This is a genomic window from Shewanella sp. SM55 (assembly GCF_025654025.1).
GTDB lineage: Bacteria > Pseudomonadota > Gammaproteobacteria > Enterobacterales > Shewanellaceae > Shewanella > Shewanella oncorhynchi.
On record NZ_JAKKRS010000003.1, the window covers coordinates 171,321 to 191,349 of the forward strand.

General features: G+C 46.0%; 20 protein-coding genes. 13 read left to right on the forward strand and 7 right to left on the reverse strand.

The genetic code is table 11. The annotated features are described in order from the left end of the window. Positions 1 to 315: 315 nt before the first annotated feature. Both L5L91_RS06120 and L5L91_RS06125 read left to right on the forward strand, forming a co-directional pair. Complete coding sequence (locus tag L5L91_RS06120; protein WP_263182490.1) at positions 316 to 2,112, forward strand: ABCB family ABC transporter ATP-binding protein/permease; 1,797 nt, start codon at positions 316 to 318, stop codon at positions 2,110 to 2,112. Positions 2,113 to 2,191: 79 nt separating this feature from the next. Next, complete coding sequence (locus tag L5L91_RS06125) at positions 2,192 to 2,449, forward strand: hypothetical protein (protein ID WP_105250225.1); 258 nt, start codon at positions 2,192 to 2,194, stop codon at positions 2,447 to 2,449. A 108-nt stretch (positions 2,450 to 2,557) separates the two neighbouring features. On the opposite strand, the gene L5L91_RS06130 is transcribed toward L5L91_RS06125, so the two are convergent. The 3 genes from L5L91_RS06130 to L5L91_RS06140 form a co-directional block, all read right to left on the reverse strand. Then, positions 2,558 to 2,767, reverse strand: coding sequence for a hypothetical protein (locus tag L5L91_RS06130; RefSeq protein ID WP_105250224.1), 210 nt, complete (start codon positions 2,765 to 2,767; stop codon positions 2,558 to 2,560). A gap of 151 nt (positions 2,768 to 2,918) precedes the next feature. After that, complete coding sequence (locus L5L91_RS06135) at positions 2,919 to 4,409, reverse strand: FMN-binding glutamate synthase family protein (protein WP_105250223.1); 1,491 nt, start codon at positions 4,407 to 4,409, stop codon at positions 2,919 to 2,921. A gap of 11 nt (positions 4,410 to 4,420) precedes the next feature. Next, positions 4,421 to 5,038 carry a SixA phosphatase family protein gene (locus L5L91_RS06140; RefSeq protein WP_263167803.1) on the reverse strand — a complete coding sequence of 206 codons (618 nt, stop codon included), beginning with the start codon at positions 5,036 to 5,038 and terminating at the stop codon, positions 4,421 to 4,423. A 226-nt stretch (positions 5,039 to 5,264) separates the two neighbouring features. Here L5L91_RS06140 and L5L91_RS06145 point away from each other — a divergent pair, with 226 nt between their 5' ends. The 3 genes from L5L91_RS06145 (at position 5,265) to L5L91_RS06155 (ending at position 7,454) form a co-directional block, all read left to right on the forward strand. Next, on the forward strand, positions 5,265 to 5,879 hold the full coding sequence (locus tag L5L91_RS06145; protein WP_263163574.1) for a DUF5610 domain-containing protein: 615 nt from the start codon (positions 5,265 to 5,267) through the stop codon (positions 5,877 to 5,879). A 136-nt stretch (positions 5,880 to 6,015) separates the two neighbouring features. Continuing rightward, a complete protein-coding gene (locus tag L5L91_RS06150) occupies positions 6,016 to 6,765 on the forward strand; it encodes a ferredoxin--NADP reductase (protein ID WP_105250220.1) in 750 nt (249 codons plus the stop codon). A 92-nt stretch (positions 6,766 to 6,857) separates the two neighbouring features. Beyond that, on the forward strand, positions 6,858 to 7,454 hold the full coding sequence (locus tag L5L91_RS06155; RefSeq protein ID WP_263235907.1) for a glutathione S-transferase N-terminal domain-containing protein: 597 nt from the start codon (positions 6,858 to 6,860) through the stop codon (positions 7,452 to 7,454). A 14-nt stretch (positions 7,455 to 7,468) separates the two neighbouring features. Here L5L91_RS06155 and L5L91_RS06160 read toward each other — a convergent pair whose 3' ends face one another. Next, entirely contained in the window at positions 7,469 to 7,870 is a 402-nt protein-coding gene (locus L5L91_RS06160) for a hypothetical protein (protein ID WP_212599677.1), read from the reverse strand. A 220-nt stretch (positions 7,871 to 8,090) separates the two neighbouring features. On the opposite strand from L5L91_RS06160, the gene L5L91_RS06165 reads away from it, so the two are divergent. The 5 genes from L5L91_RS06165 (at position 8,091) to L5L91_RS06185 (ending at position 14,926) form a co-directional block, all read left to right on the forward strand. Next, positions 8,091 to 9,098 (forward strand): Fe(3+) ABC transporter substrate-binding protein, encoded by a 1,008-nt coding sequence (locus tag L5L91_RS06165; RefSeq protein ID WP_113939101.1) that lies wholly within the window; start codon positions 8,091 to 8,093, stop codon positions 9,096 to 9,098. Positions 9,099 to 9,174: 76 nt separating this feature from the next. Beyond that, complete coding sequence (locus L5L91_RS06170) at positions 9,175 to 10,806, forward strand: ABC transporter permease (RefSeq protein ID WP_263235908.1); 1,632 nt, start codon at positions 9,175 to 9,177, stop codon at positions 10,804 to 10,806. Next, a complete protein-coding gene (locus L5L91_RS06175) occupies positions 10,806 to 11,885 on the forward strand; it encodes an ABC transporter ATP-binding protein (RefSeq protein ID WP_173496716.1) in 1,080 nt (359 codons plus the stop codon). The genes L5L91_RS06170 and L5L91_RS06175 overlap by 1 nt, the downstream gene beginning before the upstream one ends. 145 nt (positions 11,886 to 12,030) lie before the next feature. Next, entirely contained in the window at positions 12,031 to 13,743 is a 1,713-nt protein-coding gene (gene ggt, locus L5L91_RS06180) for a gamma-glutamyltransferase (protein ID WP_263235911.1), read from the forward strand. 247 nt (positions 13,744 to 13,990) lie between these two features. Further along, positions 13,991 to 14,926 (forward strand): Dyp-type peroxidase, encoded by a 936-nt coding sequence (locus tag L5L91_RS06185; protein ID WP_113939098.1) that lies wholly within the window; start codon positions 13,991 to 13,993, stop codon positions 14,924 to 14,926. A gap of 72 nt (positions 14,927 to 14,998) precedes the next feature. Here the strand turns inward: L5L91_RS06185 and L5L91_RS06190 are convergent, their stop codons facing one another. Then, complete coding sequence (locus tag L5L91_RS06190; RefSeq protein ID WP_219250428.1) at positions 14,999 to 15,901, reverse strand: LysR family transcriptional regulator; 903 nt, start codon at positions 15,899 to 15,901, stop codon at positions 14,999 to 15,001. 106 nt (positions 15,902 to 16,007) lie between these two features. On the opposite strand from L5L91_RS06190, the gene L5L91_RS06195 reads away from it, so the two are divergent. After that, positions 16,008 to 16,640 carry an NAD(P)-dependent oxidoreductase gene (locus L5L91_RS06195; protein WP_263197683.1) on the forward strand — a complete coding sequence of 211 codons (633 nt, stop codon included), beginning with the start codon at positions 16,008 to 16,010 and terminating at the stop codon, positions 16,638 to 16,640. A gap of 147 nt (positions 16,641 to 16,787) precedes the next feature. On the opposite strand, the gene argR is transcribed toward L5L91_RS06195, so the two are convergent. Further along, positions 16,788 to 17,258, reverse strand: coding sequence for a transcriptional regulator ArgR (argR, locus tag L5L91_RS06200; protein ID WP_006080175.1), 471 nt, complete (start codon positions 17,256 to 17,258; stop codon positions 16,788 to 16,790). Between the two features lie 294 nt (positions 17,259 to 17,552). Between argR and mdh the strand changes: the two genes are divergently transcribed. After that, complete coding sequence (gene mdh, locus L5L91_RS06205; RefSeq protein ID WP_105250210.1) at positions 17,553 to 18,488, forward strand: malate dehydrogenase; 936 nt, start codon at positions 17,553 to 17,555, stop codon at positions 18,486 to 18,488. Positions 18,489 to 18,591: 103 nt separating this feature from the next. On the opposite strand, the gene L5L91_RS06210 is transcribed toward mdh, so the two are convergent. Next, positions 18,592 to 18,990 carry a thiol-disulfide oxidoreductase DCC family protein gene (locus L5L91_RS06210; RefSeq protein ID WP_263235913.1) on the reverse strand — a complete coding sequence of 133 codons (399 nt, stop codon included), beginning with the start codon at positions 18,988 to 18,990 and terminating at the stop codon, positions 18,592 to 18,594. 266 nt (positions 18,991 to 19,256) lie between these two features. Here L5L91_RS06210 and folM point away from each other — a divergent pair, with 266 nt between their 5' ends. Continuing rightward, the gene (gene folM / locus L5L91_RS06215; RefSeq protein WP_263235915.1) at positions 19,257 to 20,003 is read left to right on the forward strand and encodes a dihydromonapterin reductase; all 747 of its coding nucleotides are present in this window, start codon (positions 19,257 to 19,259) and stop codon (positions 20,001 to 20,003) included. The last annotated feature ends 26 nt before the right edge of the window (positions 20,004 to 20,029 follow it).

Below are 20,029 nucleotides of genomic sequence, written 5' to 3' on the forward strand. Positions count from 1 at the left end.
ACAGCAGCAACTTTGTGCCAAGTCTTCTTCCATTGCACTCTTATCCTCTTACATACGGCTCTGAGGTTAAGTAAAACGGTACATGCCTGAACACAAATTAGTATAAATTCATTTATTGTGAATACGCCAGTGTAATGCGTAAGTATGATGTTTTGGCTTTAAATACAATCAAAATAGCAGATGAGTATGTCGTGAATAAGTCTATTTGTCTGTCAGGAAAATCTGATTGATTTTATTCAGACTTTGCTAGTTTCGCTTAGCTTATGTTCGGTGTGAACTGTTACAATTGGCATAACTCATTCAAGGTTATGTCTTATGCGCCCAACGTTATATTTTGAAGGTCCAGTCGATAAATTAAACTGGCACGTCATGAAACTGCTTTGGCCTTACTTATTGGAATACAAAGGCCGTATTGCGCTGGCGATGTCATGCCTCATCATCGCTAAGCTGACCAGCGTGGCTCTACCTTTTATTCTGAAGCATTTGGTCGACACCTTAGATGCCGATAAAACCGCGCAAGCCCTCAGTGTGCCCGTAGGATTAGTGTTGGCCTATGGTGCGGTACGTTTACTAACGGCGATTACGGGGGAGATCCGCGATACCTTGTTTGGCCGCGTAACCGAGCGGGCGATCCGCCGTTTAGGCTTAGCAGTATTCGACCATTTACACCGACTTGACCTCGATTTTCATCTAGAGCGCAAAACCGGCGGCCTCTCCCGTGATATTGAACGCGGCACCAGCGGCGTGAGTTTCCTCATGCGTTTTATGGTGTTCAACATAGTGCCGACCTTGCTCGAAATTGTCATGGTGATTGGCATTTTCTTCTATAACTACGGCATTGCGTTTGCGGCAATCACTTTTGTTGCTGTGCTGGCTTATATTATTTTTTCTGTGGTCGCGACCGAATGGCGTACTGAGTATGTACGTGATGCGGCCAAGGCTGACTCGTTATCGAATACCCGCGCCATCGACAGCTTGCTGAACTATGAAACGGTAAAGTATTTTAATAATGAGAAGTATGAGTCGCAGCGCTATGACCAAGCGCTTGAACAGTGGGAAGTCGCTAAACGTAAAAACCGCTTATCTTTGTTTGCGCTCAATGGTGGACAAGCTGTGATTATCGCTTTGGCTATGACTGCTATGATGGCGCTGGCGGCTTACCGAGTTACCTATGGCGATATGACCTTAGGTGATTTTGTGTTGATTAATGCGTTTATGATGCAGCTCTTTTTACCCCTTAACTTCTTAGGTTTTGTATATCGCGAAATTCGCGGCGCGTTAGCCAATATTGAGCGCATGTTTAGCCTGCTCGATAAACATCCTATGATAGTCGACTTACCCCAAGCACTCGATTTTCAACCCACTAAGGGTGAGTTGATATTTGAAAATGTTAATTTCAGCTACGATGAGCGGCAAATTCTGCGGGACGTGAGCTTTAAGGTTGAAGCCGGTAAAAAGGTGGCTGTTGTAGGTGATAGTGGCGCAGGTAAATCGACCCTGATTAAACTGCTATTTCGATTTTACGATGTGGACCAAGGTGCGATTAAAATCGATGGACAAGATATCCGCCATCTCACCCAAGATGCGCTCCGGCGTGCCATCGCCATAGTGCCGCAGGATACCGTGTTGTTTAACGATTCATTAGTCGAAAACATACGTTATGGTCGCCCGAGCGCGACGGATGAAGAGGTGCGTAACGCGATTAAACTGGCGCACTTAGAGCAATTTATTGCATCACTGGCCCTTGGTTGGGACACAAAGGTGGGTGAGCGCGGCTTAAAACTCTCTGGCGGAGAAAAACAGCGTGTCGCGATAGCAAGGGCCATTTTGAAGGGCTCGCCAGTGCTGGTGTTTGATGAGGCGACATCTTCACTCGATAGTCGCTCCGAGCAAGCTATTTTGTCGGCACTGCGGGAAGTCGCTAAGGGGCACACTAGCCTAGTGGTGGCTCATAGGTTATCGACCATAGTCGATGCCGATCAAATAGTCGTATTAAGCCAAGGAGAAATAGTTGAGCAAGGTAATCATCAGACTTTGCTGTTGGCAAATGGTCTCTATGCCAAATTATGGCGGATACAAAATGAGCAACAACATACTCCTCTGAGCAGTTAATAGCGTAATACAGTTCAGTCTTTATTCAGCTTCGGCTCTCTATACTCAATGCCAACACATCAATCGGAAGAGATCTGGCATGGAAAATATTACACTGAGAGCTAATATTGAAGGCAAAGAAGAAAAAGTCGCCACTGATTGGTATGCCATCATGGCGACATTGAAAAAACGTGGTGTTGATTATGATTCATTGCAACGTATTCATGCTGAATTGAATGCGGGCCTGTTGGTTACAACTCGGCGACTTACCTTGGCTAAAGTCAATCCAGAAATGGTGCTGGCAGGTGTGATCCGCGATATGAACGCGCCGACAAGTGACTTTATGGGTATGCGTTAGGTGTGTTCGCTAGTGCTTTAGTACAGTTTAGGTGAGAACGTACGAGAATAGAGGTGAGCCTCTATTCTTGATGCTCTAGAGAGACTCCAGAGATAAAATATGACTGAATTAAGCTACGCCGTTCAGCTTCCCCGCTTTCCAACCTTCACATAAAAGATTCAATTTAGGTACTGACTCATCTATCAAAGTGAGTCGAATGATCTGCCCTTCGCGAAAACACACCAGTTCACCTTCGATCTCGGTCAGGCGATTACAGCTCTTACAGCTAGTGCTTACAGTTTTACTGGCGGGCAGTTGGCTTACGAAGCTAGATTTCAAAGTGTTTCCTTAAGTTCAATTGTGGGTAAGACATTTGAATAATGTCTCACGTCACGGATCTTACCTCTTTTGTGATACGCATTCAAATATACCTTATGTAAACCCTATATAAACGAAAGTTGTATTCGCCATTAACCGCGAGGGTTCGCGGCTACTTATCCATATGTGCATAGTATTTATCGAGTGAAATGGATAAACCGCTATCGAGTACAATTCGGACATGTGAGGGTTTGAGTTGTCTTGGTTCTGTCACTCCGCAAGAGTGCGCAATTAAGGCTAAGTCATGGTGTAAATTATGATTATAGTTAGCAACACGAGCCGATTTATCCCTAGGATCGAGTCCTTGTTGTAGCTTGGGATTGTGCGTTGTGATGCCCGTTGGGCAGGTATCTCTATTGCACTGTAAGGCTTGAATACAACCTAGGGCGAACATATTGCCGCGGGCCGATGCGATGAAGTCTGCACCTAATGCTAAAGCCCAAGCGACTCTTGATGGCACTATGAGTTTACCCGAAGCGATGACTTTGATGCGTTTACGCAAGCCTCGTTGGATCAAGACATTAACTAGGATTGGTAAGCTTTCCTTCAGTGGTAATCCGACATAATCCATTAAAGGTTGTGGTGCAGCGCCTGTGCCGCCATCGGCACTGTCTAAAGTAAAGAAGTCGGGGGCAGAGTCTTCGCCACGACGTTCGATTTCATCACATAAATCTTCGAGCCACTGTACGTCACCGAGTACGGCCTTAATGCCCGTTGGTTTACCGGTAACTTCACGTACTCGTTCAACCATATCCAAAATATCGTTCACGGATTTGAATTCAATATGACCATTAGGGCTAATAGAGTCATAACCCTGAGGAATACCGCGGATATGGGCAATTTCAGCTGTGACTTTGATCCCTGGTAAAATGCCACCTTTACCCGGTTTAGCCCCTTGACTCATTTTAATTTCAAACATTTTGACTTCGGGATGAATGGCTATCGACTTGAGCTTTTCATCGTCTAAATGTCCGTGCTCATTACGTACACCGTATTTGGCTGTTCCAATTTGAAAGACGATATCGCAGCCACCTTTTAGATGATAAGGGCTCAAGCCGCCTTCACCTGTGTTAAGCCAGCAACCCGCCTGCGCTGCACCGTGGGAAAGGGCGGTAATTGCTGGGCGCGATAGAGCCCCAAAGCTCATGGCTGAAATATGACAAATAGCTTGAGTCGTATAGGGTTGGCGGCAATTGGTGCCAATTGTCAGTGGATGAATGGGTGTGATCTCTTCATCTTGGGTTGGGAAGGCGGTATTCATAAACATAATGGTACCAGCATTATCTAAGGGGCGAGTTGAACCAAAGGCGATAGTTCTATCGACATTTTTAGCCGCGCGGTAAACCCAACTGCGTTCTGCACGGTTGAATGGCAGTTCTTCTCTGTCTTGGGCGAAAAAGTATTGTCTAAAGAACTCGCCTTGTTTCTCGAACAGATACCGAAAGCGACCAATTACTGGGTAGTTATGTCTTACCGCTTGTTTGGTCTGCATTTTATCTGCGATATACATGTAAATAACCGCGAGTACAGCGAGTCCTATTACAATCAAAAACAGCCCTGAAAATAGATCGAGTCCCCACATAAACCAATTGAGTTCACTCATGTTATTTATCCTTATTCTTGTCCGTAACGGGTGGCGATCAAGCTCGCAGGTTGGTCATCATTAAGAGAGAGTAAAAACAGCTGGCTATAGTCATCTTCGCTGATCGCTTGGATCTCTGGTCCGCCAAGGGCTTTAATGATCAGTGGGACAGTGTTTGAATGCCCAACGATGAGTGTATTGCCCTTTACAGCATGCACTTGTTCGACAATGTGTTGAATATGTCCTTCGATAGGTTTGGCTGCTTCTACTATCGTCACAGGTAAATGGCGAGCCTCGGCGATGGGCGCGAGTGTTTGTTGGGTTCTTAGGTATTGAGTCGCAATAAGTTGCGACAGCGGCGTGCGGCTCAAGGCAGTGATCAGTGATGCTGCGCGTATTTCTCCCTTGGGTGATAACTGCGGGTTATTGGCTGGCGTGTCGGCTTTTTCCGCATGTCTGACTAAAATAATTAGTCTGCTCTCCGCATGAGCTTGGCTAATGGGAGTAAAGCCGAGGCAAGTGAATATGACGAGGCTTGTTAGCAGGCTAAAGCGTTTTATATTGATACCCAGATTATGCTTAAAATAGTGCTTAAGGATTAGTGTAAACTCGTGAAAGCGGAAATGACTCAAACTGCGGCCTGCTGCCATGGTGTAACATCCTTTTCTATTGGCTTATGTCTAAGCTCAGCGATAGTAATGATCTGCATTGCGGTGGGTTGGCGCTTTATGCACCTTATTAAAGAATGAACCCACTTAATTTATGTGGGCCTTATCATGGCCTTGTGGTCAGATGGTACTTCAATTCTAAAAATTACTAAAGCTGGTTAAATTTTGGTCGATAATTAAGTCGACCCGAATTGAATGGATAGTCATCATGGAAATCAATAAACCCCCTCAAGTGCAAAGTACTCCTTTGCCACAGAAAAAATATGCTGAAAACACGGCGTCTAAGGGCACCGAAGTGAGTGATTCGAAGGACGCGAAAGCCACAGAAGTAACCTCGAAGCAAACTGCGCAGCAAACGAGCAAGCAGCTGATGAATCAAGCGATTTTATCGGCACAGCAAGATGTGAATATCAAGTCAGGCGATCAGTCTATGGCCTTGCTTTATCGCGCAGCGATAGAGTCGATTAATAAAGAATTAGCGCCCACTATGGGCGAGAACGCGATTCAGACGGCTTACGATAATGGCGTAGATACTTCTCCAGAAGCGACTGCAGATCGTATCGTGAGTTTTGCGACGCAGTTTTTTAGCATTCACCAACAACAAAATTCGGGTATGAGTCTAAGTGATCAACTCGATAGCTTTATGGGGATTATTGGCGGTGCCATCGACAATGGCTTTAAAGAGGCTAAAGATATTCTGTCCGGCCTTAAAGTATTGCAGGGTGATATTGCCGATGGTGTCGATAAAACCTACAGCTTAGTGCAAGAGGGGCTGCAAGCCTTTAGAGATAGCTTTAACAAGAAGACTGATGAGACAGCATAGAGTCCGAGTTAATACCTCAGTATTTTCAGTTCTATATTCAGCGTTATAGTCATAAGCCCCTTATATAAGGGGTTTTTGTTGTGCAGAAAAAAGTCTATGCTGGAAGCCTATTTAACGTTTCGCTTGAGGGCAAGTTATGTGGATTAGGGGACAAGTGATAGAACGTATTGATTGGAGTGATAAGTTATTCTCATTGCGCATTGCTGCCGAGTTAGCTCCATTTATTCCTGGTCAGTTTATCAAGTTAAGTCAAATGCAAGATGATAAGCGTGTGGCTAGAGCCTACTCCTTAGTTAATTCTCCCGATAAACCCTATGCCGAGGTGCTCGCCGTTGCGGTAGAGGATGGCCTGTTATCGCCTCAATTACACAACCTTGCAATAGGCGATGAAATTGAAATTACCTCAACCGCGACTGGTTTTATGACCTTAGCTGAAATTCCTAAGGGTGAACTCCAAGGGAAGCATTTGTGGTTTTTAGCCACAGGAACAGCAGTAGGGCCATTTTTGTCTATGCTCGACACCGATGAACCTTGGGAGCGTTTTGAAAAAGTCGTGCTTGTGTATGGCGTGCGCGAGGCACAGGATTTGGCATATCTTGATAAGCTGCGTAATTTAGAACGCAAATACCCTGAACAATTTACATTAGTCTTGAGTGTGACCCGTAAACCCTTTGCCGATGCTTTACAGTGCCGCATTCCCGAGGGAATAGTCTCGGGTGAAATCGAAAAAAAGGCAGGACTAACCTTAAACGCAGCTGACTCTCAAGTTATGATCTGCGGCAATCCGGGTATGATTAATGGTGCGCAAGCCGCTTTACTCGATAAAGGGTTGGTGAAGAATTTACGCCGTGCTCCTGGGCAAATTACCGTTGAAAAATACTGGTAATCTCAATTTTACATAGAAGGCGAGAGTAAACTTGTTGCCGTTCTTGCCCCTAAAAAGCCATAGCGTTTAATGCAAACAAAAGGAAATTTTTGATGAAGTTGTTAAGTTCTCAAGCTTCGCCCTATGCCCGTTGTGTAAGAGCCTTAATCCAGTATCTAGGGATTAACAATATTGAAGAGCAGTTAGTTAATCCCTTTGAAAACAGCGCAGAATTACTCGATGCTAACCCGTTAGGACAGATCCCATGTCTTATTACCAACGATGGTGTAGCACTATTCGATAGTGAAGTGATCATGCGTTACCTAGATGCAGAGTTTGGCGATCGTAAGATGTTTGGGATCTCAAATAATAACTGGGTGCTGGAGTGTCAGTATTCTTTAGTTAAAGGCTTAATCGATAGCGCGGTGAAATTACGCCAAGAGCAAATGCGTGAAGAAGAAGGCGTGAGGTCAGTATTTTGGACTGCACGTTTTGAACAAGCACTGCTGCGCGGCCTTATGCAGATTGAGCTTCAAACTGTGATCACCCAAACCACGATTCAAGCACCGCAATTAGCCTTGATTTGCTTACTCGATTATGTGGATTTTAGACATCCAGAGCTAGATTGGCGTAAGGTTGCACCTGCGACAGCACTTTGGTTCAGTGAAATGCGTGATTTACCTGCATTTATTCAAACTCGTCCCCAATAATCCGCAGAGGATGCTCAACCGTCGGTTGCGCGTCTTCCTCTTGGCCTATCACGGCGATTTTGTTCACCAAAAGCGCCGAATAACTCACGAGTAACCCCATATTCTACTCTGCGATCATTGCCTAGTTGGCGCCTGTCTTCATGGTGTTGATAGCGGCATTGGCAGTTTGCCATAGTGCATTCTTCCATCGGAATTTCGGGCGCATCTTTCGATAAAAATCGTTTTCCAGAAAGCGCTTCAATCTGCTCACAGCAACTGCCGTTATTCACTATGCTCACACTGTGAAAACTGTGAGTTTTATTAATACTGGGATCTGCAGCTTGAGAAGAGTGTTTATGTCTTTTGGGACTAGTATTGAGTTTGAATAAGCCAAATAGCGCAATTGCGGCTACGCCTAGCAGCAAAACAGTTAACATAACGCCTCCTGAAAGCATTTTTATCAAATTAAGGTTCAGTTTAGTTTGATTTGAGATAATCTCAAATTTTCAGATTAATACCATTAAAAACATAAAGTTAATTAGCTGCTTGCTCTCAAGTTCCGTATCTATTACTCTTGCGAAACTGATAAGCATTATCATTAATGCGTTAGTGTTCAAATTTTGCTGAACACGTCATCACTTTGGGGAGAATTCGGTAATGAAATGGGTAACTTGCGCGGCTGTTTTTGGGTTAATGTCGGTTGGGCATTCAGCGAATGCAGATGATAAATTAACCGTTTATTCTTATCGTCAAGCTTTCTTAGTGGAGCCTATCCTGACGCGTTTCACCGAAGAAACTGGCATAGGTGTGAATTTGGTATTTGCTAAAGACGGTATTGCCGAGCGTCTCGTCCGTGAAGGCCGTTTATCCCCAGCGGATCTTGTGCTGACGTCTGATTTTTCACGTTTAGTTGAATTAGTGGATAAAGATCTAACCTCTCCAGTCAAAAATCCCCTGCTAGAGAGTAATATTCCTGCGCAGTATCGCGATCCCGACGGCCAGTGGTATGCCCTGACTATGCGGGTGCGAAATCTCTATACAGCCAAGGATCGTTTAGGCCAGCAGCAATTGACCTATGAAGAATTAGCCGATCCCAAATATAAAGGAAAGATTTGTACTCGCAGTGGTAAACATCCATACAACATAGCGTTAGTAGCATCTATGATTGCTCATCACGGTGAAGCTGAGGCAAAAACTTGGTTACAAGGCGTGAAAACTAATTTAGCCCGCAAACCTCAGGGGAACGACAGGGGGCAAATTGCCGCAGTAAAAGAAGGTGTGTGTGAGATCGCCATTGGTAATAGCTACTATTACGGCAATATGTTGCAGGATCCTGAGCAAAAGGCGATTGCCGAAGCTGTGACGCTCAACTTCCCGAACCAAGCTGACCGCGGTGCCCATGTGAATGTGTCTGGTATGGTACTCACTCGCCATGCGCCTAATAAAGCCAATGCGATCAAATTGATGGAGTTCTTATCCGCCGATGTGGCTCAGAAGGCCTATGCCGATGTGAATATGGAATATCCAGTGAAAGCCGATGTGGCACCTTCATCTTTAGTGGCTTCATGGGGTAAGTTTAAGTCAGATCAATTGCCCATTTTTAAGTTGGCAGAATATCACCAAGCGGCGGTTAAGCTATTAGATGAAGTGCAGTTTGATCTCTAGCTCCAGTGCTAGCGACAAAATGCAGATTTAGGTTATCAGCGCCAGTGATTGGCGCTGTGATGTTTTAAGGATTGACATGATTTTAGGATTAGCCAGAAGCTGGTCGCTTGCTGGTTATGCCGTGGCTGCCTTGCTGGTATTGCCACTATTTGCGTTGATATTTCAAGCTTTTCAGCCTGACGAAGCCGTGTTTGGGCACTTGATGGCAACGGTTCTGCCGACATATATCATTAACAGTTTATTGCTGATTTTCTGGGTGAGTCTGGGGGCGTTATTACTCGCTTTACCCTGCGCTTGGTTGATGGCTCGTTGTGAATTTGTCGGCAGGCGATATTTGCAATGGGCGCTATTATTGCCCCTCGCTATGCCTGCGTATATTGTCGCCTACGTCTATACCGATTTACTCGATTATGCGGGGCCAGTGCAGCGCGGTCTTCGTTCGATATTTGGCTGGGACTCACCGCAGGATTATTTCTTCCCCGATATTCGTACCTTAGGCGGCGCGGCGTGTATGTTGTCGCTGGTATTGTTTCCCTATATTTATCTCTTGGCGCGTACCGCTTTTATGGAGCAATCCTTAAGTTTGGCACATGCTTCGCGCATTATGGGCTGTTCACCGTGGCAAAGTTTTTGGCGTTTATCTTTGCCTATGGCAAGGCCTGCGCTCGCCGTTGGGGTGGCTTTAGTGGCGATGGAGACGGCCGCTGATTTTGCAACGGTTAACTATTTTGCCGTGCCTACCTTAACGACAGCCGTGTACGACACTTGGTTGGGTTATGGCAATTTGACCGCCGCCGCTAAGTTATCGGCGATTATCTTGCTGGTGGTATTTAGTCTGATTGGATTTGAGCGTTTTGCCCGTCGTAAACAGCAGTTATTCCAAAAACAATCACGTATACAAGTCACTGACTTGTATCGACTCTCGATGACTCAAACCTTGGTCGCACTCAGCTTTTGCGGCATGCTATTGCTATTAGCCTTTCTGTTACCTTTCGGGATTTTATTATCCTATGCGATTGGTTACTTTGAACAAAGCTGGGATAAGAGTTTTTGGCAATTGAGTCTTAACAGCTTCAGTCTAGCGCTGATCACCAGTTTACTCTGTTGCTTAATCGCCTTACTGCTTATGTTCGTTCGCCGGATAAGCCCAAGACAGAGTGATGCTTTGCCCTCACGGTTAGCTTCTACGGGCTATGCCTTACCTGGCACTGTGCTGGCTATTGGGGTATTAGTGCCTTTAACTATGTTAGATTTTGCGATTAACGATCTGGCGGATCTTGTCGGCATAGCAGGTCCTGGTCTTATCCTTACAGGCAGTGTGATGGCATTGATTTTTGCTTTTTGTGTGCGTTTCGTGGCAATTGCGATTGGCAGTGTTGAAAGCAGTTATAAACGCATCTCGCCATCGCTAGACATGGTGAGTCTGACCATGGGGCAAACTCCTCGGCAACTTTTGCGGCGGGTGCATTTGCCTTTACTTGCTAAGGGATTATTTGCGGGCGCTTTATTGGTGTTTATCGAAAGCATGAAGGAACTGCCCGCTGCGTTATTGCTGCGGCCTATCGGCTTTGAGAATCTTGCAACTTATGTATTCCAGTTTGCGTCCGATGAAAAACTCGAGCACGGCGCATTAGCTGCTATTGTGATTGTACTGGTGGGTTTAGTGCCGCTTATTTATTTAAACCGTTCATTGGAGCATCACAGCTGATGACAAGTACGCTCAAGCTTAAGCAAATTCATAGCGATTATCAGGGCCAGCAAGTACTTAAAGGTTTGAGTTTAACGCTCGCCCAAGGGGAAATTCTGGCGTTGTTAGGCCCAAGCGGTTGTGGCAAGACGACCTTATTGCGTGCAGTTGCTGGATTACAGGCCATAAGCCAAGGTGAAATCCAGATTAATGGCCGCATAGTGAGTGGCAATAGCCAGTTTGTACCTAGCGAGCAGCGCGGCATCGGCATGATTTTTCAAGACTATGCGCTTTTCCCTCATTTGACTGTGGCGGAAAATATCCTCTTTGGGGTGGCTAGATTGTCGGGCGCAGAACGTCAGGCACGTTTGGATGAAATGCTAGCCTTGGTCAAACTTGAAGGGTTGGCACAGCGTTATCCCCATGAATTATCTGGCGGTCAGCAGCAGCGAGTTTCGATTGCGCGGGCACTTGCCTATGAGCCGCAGTTATTGCTGCTCGATGAGCCTTTTTCCAATATTGATGCCCAAGTGCGCTACGAGATGATGGCGGAAATTCGCAGCATCTTAAAACAGCGTAATGTCAGCGCGGTGTTTGTTACTCATAGCAAGGATGAAGCCTTTGTATTTGCAGATACTTTAGCCATCTTTAATCAAGGCATCATAGTGCAGCATGGTAGTGCCGAAGCTTTATATGCCGCCCCAAACAGCCGCTATGTGGCGGACTTTTTAGGTAGCGGTAATTACTTACCTGCAGCAGTGTTTGATGGGCACAGTGTTGTCACTCCCATAGGTCATTTAACCAGCCTCACGCCATTAAATTTGCCGAGCGAGTTCAGCGGAACAGTATTCTTGCGACCACAGCAATTGACGCTCAGCGCCGATGAACAGGGCGTTGGTACTATCACTGAGCGACGTTTCTTAGGCGCCTTTTGTCATTATTGGGTCAAAATTGAGGCCGCTTCCCATGCTTATTATGTGGAGGTGCGTAGCCAAATGATGCAGCTAAGTATTGGTCAAAAGGTTGGGGTAACGACTGAGCCGCATTCGCTCGTGTTGTTTGAATCTTCAGCATATTCAAACTGTGGGGACCCAATCTAAGCGATGAGTATTTATTCAATGCTGATATGACATAGCCAACTAAAGTACGACATTTTTGCTTACGTTAAACTTGGGTCTATGTGGTATTGGTTGGTGATATTTTCGACCATCCTTGCTACTTTTATCCTCCGGTTTTGGAGGAATTATGATAAAAACAATAAATTCAATTTGCACCCTCGTTATTGTAGCAACGGCAATATCGTCTTCAGGAGTGATGGCCATGGATAGGATCACAGGTAAAGCCTTCGCAACGCGATCAGAAGTGTATGCAACCCAAGGGATGGCGGCGACCAGTCAGCCTTTAGCCACGCAAGTCGCTATTGATATACTCAAACAGGGCGGCAGTGCGGTCGATGCAGCGATTGCCGCTAACGCCATGTTAGGGTTAGTCGAGCCAACGGGCTCGGGTGTCGGTGGGGACTTATTTGCTATCGTCTGGAGCGCAAAAGATAAACGCCTCTATGGTCTTAATGCATCGGGGCGCAGTCCCAAATCCTTAAGTTTAGAAAAGCTTAAATCCCTCGGATTAGACTATTTACCGCCGCTTGGGCCCTTGCCGGTTTCTGTACCGGGCACTGTGGACGGTTGGTACGAGCTGCATAATAAGTTTGGTAAATTAGCTATGGCCGATAACCTCGCGCCTGCAATTCATTACGCCCGTGATGGTTTCCCTGTCTCCGAATTGATTGCTTATTATTTTGAGGGTAGCGGTAAAAAACTCGCAAAATTCCCCGGTTTTAAAGAAACCTATATGCCTAATGGTAAGATGCCTGCCGTAGGGGAAATTTTTAAAAATCCCGCGCTTGCTAACACCTATGAGAAAATTGCCAAGGGCGGCCGCGATGCTTTCTATAAAGGTGATATCGCCAAAAGTATCGATAAGTACATGAAATCTCAAGGTGGTTATTTAAGTTATGATGACTTAGCGAGCCATACTAGCGACTGGATAGATCCCGTTTCGGTGAACTACCGTGGTTACGATGTGTGGGAACTGCCACCTAATGGTCAAGGCATTGCGGCGCTACAAATCTTAAAAACCATGGAACCCTTTAATGTGGCTGCCATGGGCTTTAATAGTCCTGAATATGTCCATTTATTTGTCGAAGCAAAGAAACTCGCCTTTGCCGACAGAGCTAAGTTTTATGCCGATATGGCCTTTAATAAAGTGCCCGTTACTGAGCTTATCTCACAGAAATATAACTATGATCGCGCTAAGTTGATTGACCCTACAAAAGCCGCCAAGAGTGTCGATGCGGGTAATCCGGCGTTGCAACATGGCGATACTGTGTACCTGACTACCGCCGACAAAGATGGCAACATGGTGTCACTCATTCAGAGTAATTACCGTGGTATGGGGTCAGGGATGACACCGCCGGATCTCGGCTTTGTGCTGCAAGACCGCGGGCAGATGTTTGATTTAACGGAAGGGCGTTTTAATACCTACGCACCGGGCAAGCGTCCATTCCATACCATTATTCCGGCTTTTGTGACCAAAGACGGTAAACCTTGGCTGAGCTTTGGGGTGATGGGCGGCGCGACTCAGCCACAAATGCACGCGCAGATTGTAATGAATCTGATTGATTTTAAAATGAACTTGCAAGAAGCGGGCGATGCCCCCAGAATTTTGCATATGGGTTCAACCGAGCCCACAGGCGAAGTGATGAATGATGGCGGCTACGTTAGTCTGGAATCAGGTTTTCCGGTAGAAACCCGTCGTGAGTTGATTAAGAAAGGCCATGTACTGCGTGATGGACTTGGGGAGTTTGGTGGCTATCAAGCCATTGGATTTAATGCCGAAACCGGCGTATATCGTGCGGCCTCTGAGAGTCGCAAGGATGGTCACGCCGCGGGTTATTAACTTCAGCGTCACGCTAAGGTAAGCTTGAGGCAGAGTAAGCTTTGCTTCATTTATTCGATTTAACTGATTGGCGAGACTTTAATGGTCTCGTCAATTTTTACGTTTAAGGGTCTGGGGTGGGATAATGCTCCGCTATTGGCATTATCATTAACAGATCAGAGCAAACTGTGCGTTAGTTAATGTCATTTTTAGGTAAAGTTGCGGATAATATTGCCGAAAATGAATTTAGAAAAAGGGTGATAACCAAATGGATATTCAAAATATGCCGCGTGAACAGTTGGGTGTGTGTGCAGAGGGGAACTTACACAGTGTCTATTTGATGTTTAATGCCAATGACAATGTCGAGTCGCAATTACGTCCCTGTCTTGCCAACGTTGCGCAGTATATTTATGAGCTGACAGATCAATATTCCGACAGTGCATTCAATGGTTTTGTTGGTATTGGTGCTAATTATTGGGATAGCCTCTATCCTACTGCTCGCCCAGAACTGCTCAAACCTTTCCCTGCGATGCAAGTGGGCAGTCGTGAAGCGCCTGCAATTGAATATGATTTATTCGTGCATATTCGCAGTGATCGTTACGACATTCTGCATCTAGTGGCTAATGAAATCAGCCAAATGTTTGAAGACTTAGTAGAGTTAGTTGAAGAAGAGCGTGGCTTTAGATTTATGGATAGCCGCGATTTGACTGGTTTTGTCGATGGCACCGAAAACCCTAAGGGGCGCCACCGCCAGGAAGTGGCACTTGTGGGTGATGAGGATCCTGAGTTTAAGGGTGGCAGCTATATCCATGTGCAAAAATATGCCCATAACTTGAGTAAGTGGCATAGATTACCAGTTAAAAAACAAGAGGATATTATCGGCCGTACTAAGCAAGATAATATCGAGTATGAATCTGAAGATAAGCCACTGACCAGCCATATCAAGCGCGTTAATCTTAAAGATGCCGATGGTAAATCAATGGAGATCCTGCGTCAGAGTATGCCCTATGGTTCGCTGAAGGAGCAGGGATTAATGTTTATCTCTAACTGCCGCACGCCAGAACATTTTGAAAAGATGCTGCATAGCATGATGTTTGGTGATGGCGAAGGCAATCATGATCACTTGATGCATTTTACTAAGGCGATGACAGGTTCATCTTTCTTTGCCCCCGCACTAGATTTTATGCTGCAGTTCGACGAATAAGCTTTCTATAATCAAGCCGGATTAGTATCAATCGAGACGCACTTAAGCTAACGCCTAAGTGCGTTTTTTATGCTAATGTGCGGGAACCCATTTTTTGATATCGAGCTGCCATTGCAGGGCGGTGAAATCGATAAAAGCGCGCACTAGATTTTGCTGATAACTGCGGGACAAATATACCGCCCACAAGGTTTGGCCTGGTGTCGTAAATTCGGGTAGGACTTCTTTGAGCTGACCACTGGCAAGGTATTGGTTAGCCAAGTCACAGGGTAACCGCACTATGCCATGTCCACGTAGCGCCGCACTGACCAACACTCCCATATCGTTAGCCCTAAGATTCCCTGTAACTTTGACGTGCTCGGCTTGTAGTTCTTTTAGAAAAGACCAGTTTTGTTGCACTGAGTGTATGAGGCAGTTGTGGGCCAGCAGATCAATGGGTTCGAGGAGTGGCGTTGCGCTATCAAGATAGCTCGGCGCCGCGCAAAGTACCGCATCTATGGTCATCAAACGCCGAGCTATGAGATTCTCATCGGGCTGCTCAGTATAACGTAGCGCCACGTCGACTCTTTCATCTACCAATTGCGCAAAACTGTCCGACATTACCAGTTGAATGTTGACCTTAGGATGAATTTTAATAAAGCGATCGACGACATCAAACAGACTGTGCTGCCCTAGGCCAATAGGCGTAGCGATACGAATACTGCCTACCAGTTCACTGTTATGGCTGTGGGCACGGCTCTCCATGGCCGCAACTTCACTTAAGATCCGCTGGCAAAATTGTAGCGCTTCCTCACCCTGCAAAGTCAAGCTGGCGCTGCGCGTGGTGCGGTGTAATAAGCGTAAACTCAACCACTGCTCCACTTCTTGAATATGACGGGAAACCTGCAGGCGGCTGAGGTCTAAATGTTCGGCAGCTTTGGTAAAGCTGCCGCAGTTTGCGACTTCGACGAAACTGCGTATAGCGGCAATTTTATCCACATTAGTATCCTATATTGAAACAATCATGCTCAATTATTGATGTTTATTAGGTGAAAAACTGCAAGTAAACTGGATCCAATGTAAATCATCTGAGTGAGACAATGAAATGAAAATCGCAATTTTAGGTGCAACGGGTTGGATCGGTGGTGCAATTTTAAAAGAAGCACAGAGTCGTGGACATCAAGTGATAGCGTTAGTGCGTGATCCAAGTAAGTTATCCGTGGCTGACGTGGCAGTACGTGCCGTGGATTTAGAGCAGCCATTGGTTGCCGATACCTTTGCTGGCGTAGATGTCGTGATTGCCGCCGTTGGTGGCCGTGCCCAACAAAATCATGGTCTAGTGGCGAGTACGGTTCAGCATTTACTGGATGTGCTGCCTAACGCTAACGTGTCACGTTTATTGTGGGTCGGTGGTGCTGGGAGTTTAGAAGTGGCGCCGGGTGTGACGCTGGTCTCTAGTCCAGATTTCCCTGCAGCATATAAAGATGAGGCGTTAGCTCAGGGTGAAGCCTTGAAGGTATTCCGTGCGGCGCAAACGGCAATCAATTGGACCTTTGTGAGCCCAGCGGCTGAGATTTATCCCGGTGAGAGTGAAGGCCCGTACCGTCTTGGTGGAGACAGCTTCTTTACCGATGCTAATGGTCAAAGCCGTATCTCTGTAACCGATTACGCAAAAGCCATGGTAGATGAAGCCGAAAAGGGCGCTCACCCAAACCAGCGCATCAGTGTGGCTTACTGATATCGTTATAGTTGAGTTAGAGATTGTGAGTTAGATATTGTGCTTGAATGTGTAACGTAATCGGGACAATGGCCAAATAACCAGCGCGGTATAGCACTTCAAAATGTACAGATAAAATAGAACAGGTCAGCTCACTGACCTGTTTTTTTATTCTGCATAATTGAATAAAGATTTGATGGTTTCTAAGGTATCGGCGATATCTTGGATGCTCGATGGGCAAATAAAGATAGTGTCATCACCGGCAATCGTACCCAAAATGCCTTCTGGTTTACCGATAGAATCCAACAAGCGGGCAATAAGCTGCGCGGCACCAGGGCTAGTTCGCACGACGATCATAGCTTGGTTGTGATCGACGTCGAGTACCAAATTCTTCAGCGGGCTACCCGCGGTGGGTACGCCTAATTCGGCTGGTAAGCAATACACCATCTCTTGCTTAGCGTTGCGAGTCCGCACTGCGCCGAACTTGCTGAGCATGCGTGACACTTTCGATTGGTTAATATTACCAAAGCCTTCAGCTTGCAAGGCGGTGACGATTTCACTCTGAGAGCCAAAGCGCTCTTCTTTTAAAATCGACTTAAAAATTCTAACAAGGTCATCCTGATTCTTGGTCGTTTGCATAATATTATTATTCGTTATTCAAAAAAACAGGCCCATTTTGAATATTTTTAGAAAAATTGTCAACAAATAACCAGATTGGTTGAATAAAAATTCACTAAGTCCCAGTGGTTAAGCGTTTGTAGGGGGCGTAAAAATCCCAATTTGAGTAATTGTTCTACATTGCTTCTGCGTTATTCCGGAATTCTTTTGTCCCACGACTAAGGGATAATTGAAATTGTTGTGACATTCCAGTAATGTGACGCCAACGCAAATTAGATCCATGTCACACATATCCGAGAAATAACGGAGATAACTATGAAAGTTGCTGTACTTGGTGCTGCTGGTGGTATCGGCCAGGCTCTTGCCCTACTGTTAAAAACTCAATTGCCTGCGGGTTCACAATTGTCTCTATATGATATCGCACCGGTTACTCCGGGTGTTGCGGTTGACTTGAGCCACATTCCAACTGCTGTTGAAATCAAAGGTTTTGCTGGTGAAGATCCAACGCCTGCCCTAGTGGGTGCTGACGTTGTTCTAATTTCTGCTGGTGTTGCGCGTAAGCCTGGTATGGATCGTTCTGATCTGTTCAATATCAATGCGGGTATCGTTCGCAACCTGATCGAAAAAGTAGCGGCAACTTGCCCTACGGCTTTGGTTGGCATTATCACTAACCCAGTCAACACGACCGTAGCTATCGCTGCAGAAGTGATGAAAAAAGCGGGTGTTTACGATAAGAACCGTCTGTTCGGTATCACGACTCTAGACGTGATCCGTTCTGAAACTTTCATCGCCGAATTAAAAGGCCTGAACGTTGCTGACGTTAAAGTGAATGTGATCGGCGGCCACAGCGGCGTGACCATTCTGCCATTACTGTCTCAAGTTGAAGGCGCGACTTTCACTGACGAAGAAGTGGCAAGTCTGACGACTCGCATCCAAAACGCGGGTACCGAAGTGGTTGAAGCTAAAGCCGGTGGCGGAAGCGCGACTCTGTCTATGGGTCAAGCGGCTTGCCGTTTCGGTCTGTCTCTGGTTCGTGGTCTGCAAGGCGAAGCTAACATCGTTGAATGCGCCTATGTTGACGGCGGCAGCGAGCATGCTGAATTCTTCGCACAACCTGTGCTGTTAGGCAAAAACGGTATTGAAAAAGTACTGCCTTACGGTGAAGTGAGTGCATTCGAAGCTAACGCTCGTGATTCTATGTTAGATACGCTGAAAGGCGATATCAAACTAGGCGTTGATTTCGTTAAATAATCTTTCGGATAATCTTTTTAGATTATGACGAATTAAAAACGGAGCCATTGAGCTCCGTTTTTTTATGCCTAGGTTTTACACTTTACTAAGCTAATTCAGTCGATCAGCGGCGCTTAGTGGGCAGTTGGCAATTATCGTCGCAGCGGGCTTTGCCCGTCAGTAAATAGGAGATGCGATATCTGTGTTTTGCAAATCTGAGATAGCACCAATCGGCCACAGTTTTAATCACGGGCAGGCGTAACAGTTGGATCCAAGCGCGTGTGCCTGTCAGTGCCCACGCTTTACAAGTGACATCTAACCCGAGTAACACTTCGCCCGTTGCGGTTTCGCCATGAAGAATCGTATTAGCGTAGTCTCTATCGATATGACTGAAACGCTCGTTAAAGTCTGGCGCATTTAAATCCTCAAGCGCAATCAAGTTCTTCGGATCGCGCGCTTTCAGTTGGCGCATTTCGGCGCTACATAATGGACAATTCCCATCGTAAAAAATCCGCAGTTCCATCGGTATCACCTCTGATGACTTGATCACAATACTTGGTCTAAGCTCTTGGCTTGAGTACTCAAGCTTGGTTTTCTTCTACCCTATACGCAGAATAAAGGGGTTTAGATCGAAGCGATTGTAGAACGGATCAGCATCTCATTGGGCTTTTTGTTAGGTTAAATTCAAATGAGTGCAGTAACATCTTGGTTATTCATCAGTTTAACTTGATTGCTGATTTTTAAGCGAACAAGGTAAAGCCTGACCAATAACGACTCAAAAGGATAGGTATGACATCTCCCATCATAATCACAGGCGTGGGTAAGCGTATCGGTTACGCCTTAGCCAAACATTTTCTCGCCCAAGGTCAGCAGGTGATTGGTACCTATCGCAGCCATTACGCTAGCATAGATGAGCTGAACGCCTTAGGTGCGACTCTGTATCCCTGTGATTTTTATGACGATACTCAAGTGCGATCCTTGATTGATGAGTTAGCTAAGCTGCCGCAAATTCGCGCCATTATTCACAATGCCTCGGACTGGCTGCCGGATCCTGTGCTTACAAAGAATGAGTCTTTAAAGAGTACCACTTTTGCGCCGAGCCAAGTGCTGCAGCGCATGATGCAAGTGCATGTGAGCGTACCCTATCAGTTGAACTTGGCCTTAGAGGCGCAGCTAAGTGCGGGTGCTGGCGATGAAATCGGCGGCAGTGATGTGATTCATATTACTGACTATGTGGCAGAGAAGGGCAGTCAGAAGCATATTGCCTATGCCGCCAGTAAAGCTGCGCTGCACAATATGACGCTATCCTTTGCCGCCAAGTTTGCGCCCGAGGTCAAAGTGAATTCGATTGCGCCAGCGATGATCCTATTTAATGTGGGTGATGATGCTGCCTATCAGCAAAAAACCTTAGCCAAAGCGCTGTTGCCGAAAGAGGCGGGGAATGAGGAAATTATCGACTTAGTGGAATATCTGCTGAATAGCCGCTACGTCACCGGTCGTTGCCATAATGTCGATGGTGGCCGGCATTTAAGGTAGAGAAGGCTCTAGAACGCCACGGCATG